This window comes from Bartonella sp. SL320 (genome assembly GCF_059687635.1).
In genome coordinates this window covers 787,501-800,082 of the sequence record NZ_CM185143.1, presented here as the reverse complement: position 1 = coordinate 800,082, position 12,582 = coordinate 787,501, and the positions used below count along the sequence as shown (strand labels likewise).

Annotated in this window: 8 protein-coding genes, 1 tRNA gene and 2 pseudogenes; 4 read left to right on the top strand and 7 right to left on the bottom strand. The window is 35.8% G+C overall.

Going from position 1 to position 12,582, the window contains the following annotated elements:
• The first annotated feature begins 117 nt into the window (after window positions 1–117).
• Window positions 118–297 carry a YegP family protein gene (locus tag AC6ER8_RS03155; protein WP_497079249.1) on the top strand — a complete coding sequence of 60 codons (180 nt, stop codon included), beginning with the start codon at window positions 118–120 and terminating at the stop codon, window positions 295–297.
• 782 nt (window positions 298–1,079) lie between these two features.
• Here AC6ER8_RS03155 and AC6ER8_RS03150 read toward each other — a convergent pair.
• The gene (locus AC6ER8_RS03150) at window positions 1,080–1,391 is read right to left on the bottom strand and encodes a hypothetical protein (RefSeq protein WP_497079248.1); all 312 of its coding nucleotides are present in this window, start codon (window positions 1,389–1,391) and stop codon (window positions 1,080–1,082) included.
• Window positions 1,392–1,567: 176 nt separating this feature from the next.
• Window positions 1,568–2,242 (bottom strand): hypothetical protein, encoded by a 675-nt coding sequence (locus AC6ER8_RS03145; RefSeq protein WP_497079246.1) that lies wholly within the window; start codon window positions 2,240–2,242, stop codon window positions 1,568–1,570.
• 465 nt (window positions 2,243–2,707) lie between these two features.
• Here AC6ER8_RS03145 and AC6ER8_RS03140 point away from each other — a divergent pair, with 465 nt between their 5' ends.
• Window positions 2,708–3,022: a helix-turn-helix domain-containing protein gene (locus AC6ER8_RS03140; RefSeq protein ID WP_497079244.1), complete on the top strand. Its 315-nt coding sequence runs from the start codon at window positions 2,708–2,710 to the stop codon at window positions 3,020–3,022.
• On the opposite strand, the gene AC6ER8_RS03135 is transcribed toward AC6ER8_RS03140, so the two are convergent.
• A complete protein-coding gene (locus AC6ER8_RS03135) occupies window positions 2,946–3,128 on the bottom strand; it encodes a hypothetical protein (RefSeq protein ID WP_497079242.1) in 183 nt (60 codons plus the stop codon). The two genes, AC6ER8_RS03140 and AC6ER8_RS03135, sit on opposite strands and share 77 nt — an antisense overlap.
• Before the next feature lie 1,646 nt (window positions 3,129–4,774).
• A tRNA-Ile gene (locus AC6ER8_RS03130) sits at window positions 4,775–4,851 on the bottom strand.
• A gap of 168 nt (window positions 4,852–5,019) precedes the next feature.
• On the opposite strand from AC6ER8_RS03130, the gene AC6ER8_RS03125 reads away from it, so the two are divergent.
• Window positions 5,020–5,745 carry an SIMPL domain-containing protein gene (locus AC6ER8_RS03125; protein ID WP_497079240.1) on the top strand — a complete coding sequence of 242 codons (726 nt, stop codon included), beginning with the start codon at window positions 5,020–5,022 and terminating at the stop codon, window positions 5,743–5,745.
• 29 nt (window positions 5,746–5,774) lie between these two features.
• Here the strand turns inward: AC6ER8_RS03125 and AC6ER8_RS03120 are convergent, their stop codons facing one another.
• The 3 genes and pseudogenes from AC6ER8_RS03120 to dnaG form a co-directional block, all read right to left on the bottom strand.
• Entirely contained in the window at window positions 5,775–6,236 is a 462-nt protein-coding gene (locus AC6ER8_RS03120; protein WP_497079238.1) for a YcgN family cysteine cluster protein, read from the bottom strand.
• 591 nt (window positions 6,237–6,827) lie between these two features.
• Window positions 6,828–8,842: pseudogene (gene rpoD, locus AC6ER8_RS03115) on the bottom strand (RNA polymerase sigma factor RpoD).
• Window positions 8,843–9,245: 403 nt separating this feature from the next.
• Window positions 9,246–11,179 (bottom strand): annotated as a pseudogene (dnaG, locus tag AC6ER8_RS03110) (DNA primase).
• 135 nt (window positions 11,180–11,314) lie between these two features.
• On the opposite strand from dnaG, the gene AC6ER8_RS03105 reads away from it, so the two are divergent.
• On the top strand, window positions 11,315–12,532 hold the full coding sequence (locus AC6ER8_RS03105) for a mechanosensitive ion channel family protein (protein WP_497079236.1): 1,218 nt from the start codon (window positions 11,315–11,317) through the stop codon (window positions 12,530–12,532).
• Window positions 12,533–12,582: the final 50 nt, after the last annotated feature.

Genomic DNA, 12,582 nt, shown 5'->3' with positions numbered 1-12,582 from the left:
TCAGAAAATTTAAGGGGAATATATTGACGACTTCCTATAGAGACATACATTAGTATTCGTAAATGGGTTAGTTGAGTATTTATCCTGAAATTATAGCTATTTTATGAGGTGGGAAACATGTATTTTGAGGTGTTTCAAGGCGTTCACAATCAGTGGTACTGGCGTTTAATCTCGGGAGATGCACAAAAAATTGCTTTTTCTAGCAAAGGCTATCCAACAAAACAAGATATCCTAGTTAATATTGAACAAATCAAAGAAATTACCCATAAAGCTCTTATTAAAGAACTGCAGTCTTGATGTCCTTTATCGTTAATAAAAGAATTTGCTTTGTATAATATTTTGATATTATTTTCTGTAGCAAATGAAAAGTAACTGTTTTTTCTTTGAAAGGGAATTTTTTTCCGACAGATTCAAATGATCGTTAATGTCTTATAAGTTGCCTGTTTGTATTTAAACATAATCAAAATTCTGTAGTGTCTATCAAGCAGAAAATCTCTCAAACATTGTGTCTTTTCATCAAAAGTGAACAAAAAAAACGCATTTGAAAAAAGATAAACTATAAATTAGCAAGATGATTGTTCATCCAAGTATCAATATCTTTTATATTTACCCTCCTATTCCGTCTCCGATAATCATGATATCGGCTTCATTTTTATAAAAAGCAAATATCTCCTTCTATTATCATGCAATACCATTTTATGCCTATTGCTAAAACCTATCGTAGCTATTAACCTCATGTCCAAAAGGGATACGCAAAATTGTTTTCTATAATAGTATATATCGCCATAACAACTTCTGGATCGGATAGATATGCTTTTTAATAACAGCATATCTACAAATTGACGCATCATTATAAACTTTTACGCTACGATCAAAGATACTCTTAACTTAAATATCTTCACTTAACTTAAATATCTTCATAAGTCGGAATAAACTTGAATATTCTTTTCCAAGATAATTTCCCCACGAGCACTGTAATGAACGTCATTAAAGTTCATCTCTCTCTCCTTACTTACAATCTTTCTAATAAATGTCTAAATCCTTTAATGCATAAATTCGATGTAAAATATTAAATACAGTCACTCTTTATTATTTTCAGGTTCAAGAACTTTTTGATATTTCTTTTCATTTTCTTTATACTGCTTAATTTCTTTTTTCAGCTTTGCAATTGTTTGATCACGCCTTTTAATCACCATGCTTTGTTCTCTAATGGCTCTATCTCGTTCTTCAGTCATCTTCATAGAATCTCTTAAAAACTCATGCTTTATCCTTCTGGATTCCTCTTTTAGAGCTTTAACTTGACTGCGAAAATATAAAGCAAACCGAAATATAATCCCGCAGAGCAACACAACAACAACAACCGCTCCCAATAAAATTTCGTTTACACTCATTTTTATCTCCTCTAATTGTCGCTCAAGTGATCATCTTAAGCAATTTGTTTTGTTTCATAACCCATTAAAAAAGAAGGCAATAAACCATATCCCAAGTGCGAATAATCGCTCTTAGCATTCTTGTTTTCTCTATTAAAAACATTGATAAATGACGCAAAAAAGCACTCTAAAAGCGGCTAACCCCACACGCTCTCATCGATTATTTGCGACATATTGATTGATATAAAATAAGGAACTTCAAATAAAATGAACAACGTAATAAAATCAATATACGCCTCTCTCAAATCGTTCCTATCTTCCTCTTTGATGCCGTGCGGAATATAGCTATATGTGAAAGTTTTTTTATAACGACAAAAAACTTCGATGACACAAAGCACAGCTTTTCTGTAAAGTTTTACCTCCCCATAAATCTTAACATCATCACAGACCAAAGCATTCCTATAAACATGAGGATTTCTATAATCACCAGCATCACGACAAGATTCAATATATTGAGCATTCAAAATTTGACTAAAAACAACTGCATTAGTGTAAACATATGTCTCTCCACTCATATTCAAATGACAATAAAGCGCTCCCCTTTCATAAACATGCAAACTCTTGTCCCACCCTAAACAACCATATATTAATGCTTTTTCGTAAACAAAAATATCATCGTAAATACAAATTTTATTATAAATTGCAGCCTCATCAAAAATACACCTATCCGCATAAGAGTATAGGCCACATGTATCATATTCTACCAAACGAGCACGCTCGTGCCCCAAATTATTTTTATATTTTATAAAAATACCAAAATCACTTTTTCTGATATTTTCAAATTTTTTTAACGCATACATACGATGTATCATCTGATAGTGACCTAATTTATTACAACAAAAGAAAAAAGGACATTTTTAACCTGTGAATTTATGTTTTTTTCTACAATCATGATTTTGCCTCTTAAGGCTGTAAAGCTTCATTATATGCCCACATAACACCTAACGCAGATTTTTTTTACAAATGCTGATGTTGGGGTATATCTTGATTTATAATGCTGCTCCGTATACTATCACAGTGAAATCTCATGAACACACGCGTGCGTATCACCGTTTCTGGTATACGCGTTGATTTCTTTACAACCGTGGAACTAAGGAACCATTTTTATTGATTCGAATCTGAAAGTGTATGGGGATATTTTGTTATTATTTAAAAACAACTCTATATGCTTCATTAGCGAAGAGCTACGCATGGATATCTTCACGCTCCTTGTATCATATATTCTGGATTCGCAACGCAATATTAACGCTATAGCGTAAATGTGTAAAGGTCTAAAAATGACAAAGACTGAAAAAGATTGGTTCCAACGCTTAATTGAATTGATAAAAAGTGACGGACGAACAATGATCGAAATAAGCAGAGCAGCAGGCTGTGGACAAAACTATGTCCAACAAATGATAAGGGGAGGAAAGAGACCTTCAGTCGATAAGCTTATGGCTATTCTAAACACACTTGGAAATGCCAGTGCCATATATGTCATAACAGGCTTCAACATCTCTGATGAAGATTTACAACTTATAGCTTTGATTTCGTCTGGAGATAAAAAGAAGATTGAAGCTTTAAATGTTCTGTTGGACGAGAAGCCGTTGTAGAATTTTCAACTCTATCCAATATTGCTTGCTTTTGAGATGTTGATAAAGACTCCCATTTCACAATAATATCAGATAAAATCGTCCCAAACTTTTCATCATTCTTCATAGTTGTACTCCGTATTGTCGAACAATATAACGCTAAAGCGTTTAAACATATCTCATACCTTAGAAAAAAATATTTGCAATAGGCAGTATGGAAGCAATTGTGTACAAACTTATTTTATAAAACCAGATGAAACTCTATGAGACCTGTACCATCTTGAAACAGAAAACATCGCTTGATCCAGAACTTCTTATGAAAATTGGTATGATCTATCAACAACGCGAATAATGTTACGCAAATCTTCTGATTCGGACCAATAACAAATTAATATGAAAATATCCCTGAAGATATTCCTGAACACTCTATAAGAAAACACGAAAAAGCTTATTCCAAAAGAAAAATATTTTTTTGCTACCATCTATATTTTTTTCACGATATGGCAAAGCAGTAATAAATATAATAATGTCATAGGGATAAATTCTTATAAACCGCCGCGCCCCTAAAACTCTGTAATACATTTACAAAGTTCCTCTCTGAAAGCACCCTTTAAATACTGATTCTCTACCATGAATAAGGATAGTAATATAAAAAAATAAAGCGAATCATCATCCATAATCTCTGTAGGAAAATTGTATGTTTTACAACAAGGCAGGATTCTCTCAGGTAAATGAAGAATGATATTTTACCAAATGTAGTCTTAAAAAAGAAATGTACTTTATCCAACAAACAATCTCTCCCCTTACCGACCATCTTGCAGAAAAAAACTCTCTTCATAATCAGTACGAAAAAATTTTAGCAATATAAAAAAGAACCAGTTTTACCCAAATACTGCTCATACCTTATGAGCATAAAATCAAAAAACGCCTTGTGACTTCAATAATACTTTGAATTAAGAAAGAACTATAACTTGTGATGAAGCAAAAAGCGCATAATGGTCAAAAATGACATTTTAATTGGCTTTTTAATATCATAGAGAATATTCTTTACAGAGTAATAAAAATACCTGTCACAATAAAATTTGATTCATGTAAGATACCACCGACAATCACTCAATTTTAGTGTTTCAAAGAAAGATTAATCACTTTGTTGAAAGGACACTTCACCGCCATAGCTCTCAAAAGCCAGAAAAAGCTTTTTTCTTGAGAAAAGAATATCAACAAATATTACTCTTATTATCCCCATAATACCTGTGAACGTCTATAAATCATATCCTTTTATAAATAATCTTTTATCATGATGATGTGTTAGAGCATCTGAAAAAATATAAAGACCACTCACAGAAAGCGGATTTATATTCATTCTTTTTAGGAGACACTTATGATGAATAAGCACAGCGTTTAGCATTAATTTTATGAGACCCCATTTACTTGCAAAACAAGCATAAATAAATTCATTTCATGAAGGGGAAATCTCCTGCTTTATAGAGAACATCATCCAGAAAAAATAAAAAACAGCCTATAAATTGAGGACGTAAACAGCAACACATATCAAATTAATCCAAATGCTCCAATGTTGCGAATAAAAGCATGCCATCATTTTATATATTAAAATGACCGATAGAAAAATACTCCCAAAAATGACAAGAAAATGTAAAACAAAAAGAGAAATAAAATAAAAAGAACGAAGGATATAGAATCTTCAAGTTTTCATTAAGTTATGTATTTTCCTTAAACTTAAGCTATATATTTTCCTATTAGAAAATTTCCTATTGGTGGGCCCGGAGGGACTCGAACCCCCAACCAAGCGGTTATGAGCCGCTGGCTCTAACCAATTGAGCTACAGGCCCCATATAGGTGGTTCTTCTCTAAACTAAAATGCTCTATGATACAAGAGCTGACTTGAGTTATAATTAATCTTTTTACCTTTTCTATTGGTTTTTTTTCGAGTGCCCTAATTTCTTTACAAGAACGCTCAAAAATGAGAAAGTATTCATAACAAATATAAAGGAATAGATATGATAGAAAAGAAAATTCAACCACTGAAGAGTTCTTTTGTTAAAATAGCTATATTAACATTCACACTCTTAACCGCTTCATTAACTGTCCATGCTTATGCTGAGGACAATAAAAGAGAAGCGACGATTACAGTAACTGCAATCGGGGAAAGTCAAGCCACACCAGATATGGCAATTATTAACCTTGCTGTTGTTACCTATGACAAAACGGCACAGAAAGCTTTAGCTTCCAATAATCAATCGATCAATGATATTATAAAAGCTTTTAAAAATAATGGCATTCAAGCACATGACTTACAAACATCCGGTTTATCCATTTACCAATCAAACCACGAAAAAAAGAATAATGAAAAACTCTATCACGTTTCTAATTCTTTAACTGTACGCATTCGTGATCTTAGCAATGCAGGTAAAATCTTTGATCAAGCGATGGCACTAGGGGTTAATTCAGTCAATGGTATTACTTTTACCAACGCAGATACAAAGCCATTTTATCAAGAAGCACGAAAAAAAGCTATTGCTGAGGCTATTGAAAAAGCGCAAACAATAGCGCAAGCAGCCGATTTAAAGTTAGGAAAAATTATTGAAATCAATGAAGATGGTTATCATCGTCCAACACCGCGTCTTATGAGCAGAGCTGCAGATGCAAACTACGCAGATTCAAATTTTGCAGGGGGTGAGTTAAATTATGATGTAAGCGTTACTGTCGTCTTTGCGATCGATTAACCTATCAACCATTGTATAAAACACGCATATCACTGACCTTTACATAGAAGGCCAGTGATATGATTGAGATAATCTTCTTCAGATAATAATTCATCTTCGTAGACTTCTATGTGTCCGCGTGCAGAAATATGTTCTTTATGCACCAATTGACTATCTCCTGATACCAATGGATGCCACCATGGGAGATCTTTTCCTTCATAAACTAATCTATAAGCACAACTTTTTGGAAGCCAACGCGCTGTTTTAACTGTTGTCATGTCTAATGATATGCAGTCTGGTACAATCGACTTACGATGAGCATAGTTTCGACACTGGCAAGTTTCTCCATCTAAAAGACGACAAGCAATACTGGTTGCATAAAGATCACCCGTATCATCATCCTCAACTTTGTGGAGACAACAAAGGCCACAACCATCACAAAGGCTTTCCCACTCAGAGAAAGAAAGCTCTTCTAATTTTTTTACTTTCCAAAAAGGAAGTTCTCCATTCATAAACTCAAGCACACCATTTTTAATTAAGAAGATCGATAAAAAAAATTAAAAGTTTAATTTCTATAATTTTGTCTCTTACAAGGATTCAACTCAATGCGTACTTCATAACAGTTTCTCAAAATCTATCTGAAGAAAAAGGAAATACTCAAAAAAGAGCACCTATAAATAAACATAAGCTATTAAAAAATTCCTTTTTCAACTGACAAAGAGCAAAATATGTCACCTAAAATGATAGAATAACTCCGTAAAGAATACACTTTTTTATCAAAAGATAGTACGCTGCACGATAACTTTATTCTTGAGATATTCCATTTCTAAAAAACGAATTTCTCGAAGCAAGATGATATTTTATCATTCATTTCTTGAAAGTCCCCCTCAACCTTTCTACTCCATAACTACTCTTTGCCCTCTATCTGTTCTTTTGAGACAGAGAGGTACAAAAATCCAAAGCTGCAAAAAACATTTAATATCGTAAACTTTTTAGATTATTCAAAGTATTTCCATATTTTTCTCAAAAAAGAAGCTGAATACACAATACTTCCCTCCATAAAAAAGACAGGGGGAATGATTAAAATGCATCAATTCCTTTATTTAAGAATCGAGAAAACTGCGTAATTTTCGTGAGCGACTAGGATGCTTTAATTTACGAAGTGCCTTTGCTTCAATCTGACGAATACGTTCTCTTGTCACTGAGAACTGCTGTCCTACTTCCTCTAATGTGTGATCAGTATTCATCCCTATCCCAAAACGCATTCGCAAAACACGCTCTTCCCGTGGCGTGAGGGAGGCAAGAACGCGTGTTGTTGTATCGCGCAGATTTGCTTGGATAGCAGCATCAATGGGTAATAATGCATTCCTATCCTCAATAAAATCACCCAAATGGGAATCATCTTCATCGCCAACAGGCGTCTCCAATGAAATAGGTTCTTTTGCAATTTTGAGAACTTTTCGCACTTTTTCTAAGGGCATAGAAAGCTTGCTCGATAATTCTTCTGGTGTTGGCTCTCGTCCAATTTCATGGAGAATCTGACGTGAAGTACGAACGATTTTATTAATTGTTTCAATCATATGAACAGGAATGCGAATAGTGCGTGCTTGATCTGCAATCGAACGCGTAATAGCCTGACGAATCCACCATGTGGCATAAGTTGAAAACTTATAGCCGCGCCGATATTCAAATTTGTCCACAGCCTTCATTAAACCGATATTGCCCTCTTGAATAAGATCAAGAAACTGTAAACCACGATTCGTATATTTTTTTGCAATTGAAATAACAAGACGTAAATTAGATTCGACCATCTCTTTTTTCGCAATGGTCGATTCGCGTTCACCTTTCTGCACCTGCATAACAATCCGGCGAAATTCACCAATCGAAATAGCCGTTTCTTGTGCAAGATTTTGTATTTCACTGCGCAATTTTTGAATTTCTTTTGCTTCTCGCATTGAAAATTCTTTCCACCCCGGTGCAGGCAAAGTGGCAATATAATTCACCCAATCTGCATCTAATTCACGCCCTTGGTATTCTCTTAAAAAATCCTCATGGCCAATACCATAACTGTTAGCGATTCGTTTCAGCTTACCTTCGTTATGAATCAACCTCTTATTGATATCGTAAAGCTGTTCAACCAAAGCTTCGATACGATTTTGGTTCAAAGAGAGAGATTTTACAGCCTGAATCAATTCACCCTTTAATTGAACATATTTTTTCTTTTGAGAAGCTGTAAGAGCGCCCTCTTTACGCTCTGCCAAACTGCTTTCAACATGTTGATCTTGTAATTTTCGTAATTTTACATAGGTTTGAGCAATAAAATCTAATGTTTCCATAACTTGAGGACAAAGCTCATTTTCCATGGCTGCAAGGGATAAGTTAACATCGTCCTCATCGTCTTCATCGTCTTCTTCAATGCTTCTTTCCCCTACATTTTCCCCCATATTACGGATACCCGAAGACATCTTTTCTTCTTTTATCTTATCAACTTCACTTCGCTCGATAACAGGAGCCTGCTTTGCTTCTGGACCAGCATAAGTCGTTTCAAGATCAATAATCTCACGAAGAAGAACACGCTGTTCTTTTAATTCATCACGCCAGATAATCAGAGCCTGAAAAGTCAAAGGGCTCTCACAAAGTCCAGCAATCATTGTTTCACGCCCTGCTTCAATACGCTTGGCAATAGCAATTTCGCCTTCCCGTGAAAGAAGCTCAACAGCTCCCATCTCACGTAAATACATACGTACCGGATCATCCGTACGATCTGTTACTTCACGTTTATTCGTCGTCGTTGCAAGTGCATGGCTAGAGGCTTCTACTAAGTCCCCCCCTCTACCGTACCTTCCTCTTCATAATTTTCAGATTCAACTTCATCCTCATCATCTACAACATTAACCCCCATTTCAGAAAACATCGCCAAGATATCTTCAATCTGTTCGGATGTAACCTCGTCGGAAGGAAGAACAGCATTGAGTTCATCCATCGTGACATAACCATTTTTTTTGGCCAGTTTAATCATTTTCTTGATGGCATCATCAGAAAAATCAAGAAGAGGACCATCCAAACTCGCTTGGCTTGTTACTTCTGCATTATCTTTCTGTTTAACCTTTGTTGCCATACCATAACTCCACTCGATCACTTCATCGTTTCCATGTAACCATAGTTTCCATGTGACCAGCTTTTTTGTTCTTACTTAAAATCGACCAATAGCTTCTCATATATACTTCCTTTTAAGAGATTACTATTGGAAAGAATACATTTTGTACACGCTGTGACATCCAGACAAACCTGTCATCCAGACAAAAACGCGGGAAAACTCCAGAAGTTTCCCCGACACCTCTCAACGCTTCTGAGATAATCTCTGTACCCGATCGTAAGAACCAATTTCCCGCTTTTCCTAAAATTTATTCTAAAATTTAACTGTTATCTTTATGATTTAATTGTCATCTTTATGAAAACGTCACTCCACATAAAATTCCTCATCTAAAATCTAAGTGACTGATTCGCATAAAAAAAGCGAATCATTTTATCGTATCTTGTGTATTCCCGTCTATTTTTTCATCCAAAAAACTTCCAAATCCTTCAATTAATGCTTCTGTTGCCTGCATCTGCTCTAGCTCATTTTTTACCTCACGAAGCAGATCAAAAACCTCACTCTTAGGATTTTCTACAAGTTGCTCTTCAATGTCCTGTAACCTCTTATGTAGGTGGTGTTCCTGAAGATGCAAGTAGACAGCTTGTTTTAATATAGCACGTGCATCTTCTATGGAAGCGCCCCCAAAGATAATACGCATACCAATATTTTGCACAAGATGTTTCATACGCTCTAATAAAGCCTTTTGCCCTCTTTTTTCTAAGAACGCAACCATTGTCTCTTTATCATGAAGCGGCTGATCCCCAAGAATTTCCAACATTGTTTGATGAAAATACATCAATTGTGTGTTTTTTAATTCTAACGCACAGAGAATCTCAAAATTTTCATGCCATAACTCAGGATAATAAGCTAAAGTGAGTAAGATCACGGCTTCACGCAAAGGAATAGCTTGCGAAGAATTTCGTACGATTTCAGAATTTTCTAACAGAGAAAAGGATTTATCTTTAAAGATCCTATTGGATGAAAATTGATCATATCTCCCTCCCCTCTTTTTCGAAAAAGAGGGACGAAAAAAATCAAAAAGGCGTTGTTTTATATCTTGCAAATAATAACGACGAACATTTTCATCCTTAATCGTAAAAATTTGTTGTTTGAGTTGTTTTTCGAGCGCTGCTCGTGACTCTGGAGTTTCAAAATGCTTTCCATAGGTAGCCCGCCACCATAAAAGCTCAATCAAAGGAATTGCCTTTTGTAAAAAAGAAGAAAAGAGGGGCGCACCACCAGCACCAATAATTTCATCAGGATCTTTTCCTTTTGGCAACAAAACAAAGCGGACACAAACCCCAACCTTTAAAAGAGGCAATACCCGATCAGCAACACGAAAAGCAGCCTTTAAACCAGCATCATCCCCATCAAAACACAAAATAGGCTCCTTGCCCATCTGCCATAAAAGCTCAATTTGCGCTTCTGTTAATGCTGTCCCTAAGGGGGCTACGACTCCTTCAAAACCAGCTTTAGTCAAGGCAATGACATCCATGTACCCCTCGACAACAAGAAGTGAATGGTTTTTTTCATCGCCAACAAAGCGACTATTTTTACGAGCCGCAGCCGCATTATAAAGTATATTTCCTTTATGAAAGAGCACTGTTTCAGGGCTGTTGAGATATTTTGCTCGCGTCTCTTTCTCTAACGCACGTCCTCCGAAAGCCACCACACGTCCGCGCAAATCTTCGATAGGAAACATAATACGATTTCTAAATCGGTCATAAGAATCTGCACTCTCCTCATGGGCTGTGAGAAGTCCACATTCTTCCATTTGCTTTATTGAAATACCCCGAGCAATTAAAGCTTCTTTCAAAGCTGTACGTCTCACCGGTGCAAAACCAATTCGAAAACGCTCTATAAGCTCTTGCGTAACACCGCGTGTCTCCAGATAACGACGTGCCTGCACACCTCCTTTATCACGTAAATGGGACTGAAAAAAATCTGTAGCAATTTTCATTACATCATAAAGGTCAGCTTTTTCCATTTGACGTTGATGACTTTGCGGATCAAAAACGGGTAGTTTCATTCCTGCAAAATCAGCCAAACGCTCGACACTTTCGGAAAAGCTTAATCCATCAAGCTCGCACAGGAAGGTAAAAATATCGCCGCTTACACCACAACCAAAACAATAATAGCGCCCTTTATGATCATCACAATGAAAACTCGGTGTTTTCTCACCATGGAATGGACAACAACACCAAAAATCTCCCCGTGAAGGCTTACTTTTTCGCGGATCAAAGTCCACTCGTTGGCCAATCACTGTAGAAATTGGGAGTTGCTACGCAGTTCATCAAGGAAATCAGGCGGAAAACGCATTATCTCTCACAGAGGTTTAAATTTCTTTTTTGCATATTTAACGACTTTAGAGCATAATTCCAAGACTTCCTCTTAAGCAGTTGTAAATTTTTAATCTATCGACTGTTCATAATTTTAGCAATGGAGAGTAAACAAGTGATCGAATTTATTGTTCAATATCCGTGGTTAGAAGCTATTTCTTGGCTTATTATTCTTACTATAGTTGCCCTTTTAATCAACTTTGTCGGACGAAAGTTACTTATTCACGGAGCAAAAAAACTCTCTTCTTTCCTTCCCAAGAAGACCACCACCGATATTCAAAATGCTATTCAATACCTAGCGAATATCATTTCAGCCTTTATTCTTTCAGTCGGCGTTAATTTTATCCCAACATTGCCCGATGCATTCAGCACTGTTGTCGATAATGTTGCCAACGCCTTTATTATCTTCTTTGTTGTTCTAACAATTTCTGCTTGTCTCAATATCGTTAACATCATTTACGAACAACGACCAACAGCACGACTAAAACCAATAAAAGGGTATATTCAAATTGCTAAAATTGCACTTTTTGCTATTGCAGCAGTTTTAATGGTTGCCACATTAATTGACCGCTCCCCTCTTATTCTCTTCTCCGGTCTTGGTGCAATGGCCGCAGTTCTCATGTTAATTTTTCAAGATACACTTCTTTCTCTTGTTGCCGGCATTCAAATTTCGTCGACCGATATGGTTCGTGTTGGTGATTGGATTGAAATTCCCAACCTTGGTGCCGATGGTGATGTTATTGAAATTGCCCTCCATACTGTTAAAGTTCAAAATTTCGATAACACTATTACCTCAGTTCCTATCCGTAAACTTGTGACCGACCCTTTTAAAAATTGGCGTGGAATGCAAGAATTGGGTGGCAGACGCATCAAACGCTCCCTTTTTATTGATCAATCCAGTATCCGTTTTCTCACAGAAGAAGAACAAAAATATCTTTCCCGCTTTAATTTATTAGAAAATTACTTCACGCAAAAAAGAGCCGAAATTGATCAATGGAACGCTCAATTAGATAAAAATTCTGATATTTTAGCCAATACACGCCGTTTAACCAACGTTGGAACTTTTCGTGCTTATGTTTTTGCTTATCTACAACAGCATATCAACATCAATCCCAATATGACCTTTATGGCCCGACAACTCCCCCCGACAGAAAATGGTTTACCCTTGGAAATCTACTGCTTTACGAACACCACCGTTTGGCTAGATTATGAACAAATTCAAGGGGATATTTTTGATCACCTTTATTCGATTCTTCCCAGTTTTGGTCTAAAGGTTTTTCAAAACCCAAGCGGTTATGATTTTAATCAAGCATTAAAAACAAAAGCGAAGTAAAAACAATAAACTTTAATTGATCAATTTTGAGTCAAGCATACTCATAAACA

What these genes read in the sequence shown, in the direction of transcription:
- AC6ER8_RS03125 (WP_497079240.1), top strand. Translation starts at nt 5,020, where the DNA reads ATGATAGAAAAGAAAATTCAACCACTGAAGAGTTCTTTTGTTAAAATA.
- AC6ER8_RS03120 (WP_497079238.1), bottom strand. Translation starts at nt 6,236, where the DNA reads ATGAATGGAGAACTTCCTTTTTGGAAAGTAAAAAAATTAGAAGAGCTT.
- AC6ER8_RS03155 (WP_497079249.1), top strand. Translation starts at nt 118, where the DNA reads ATGTATTTTGAGGTGTTTCAAGGCGTTCACAATCAGTGGTACTGGCGT.
- AC6ER8_RS03140 (WP_497079244.1), top strand. Translation starts at nt 2,708, where the DNA reads ATGACAAAGACTGAAAAAGATTGGTTCCAACGCTTAATTGAATTGATA.
- AC6ER8_RS03135 (WP_497079242.1), bottom strand. Translation starts at nt 3,128, where the DNA reads ATGAAGAATGATGAAAAGTTTGGGACGATTTTATCTGATATTATTGTG.
- AC6ER8_RS03145 (WP_497079246.1), bottom strand. Translation starts at nt 2,242, where the DNA reads ATGATACATCGTATGTATGCGTTAAAAAAATTTGAAAATATCAGAAAA.
- AC6ER8_RS03150 (WP_497079248.1), bottom strand. Translation starts at nt 1,391, where the DNA reads ATGAGTGTAAACGAAATTTTATTGGGAGCGGTTGTTGTTGTTGTGTTG.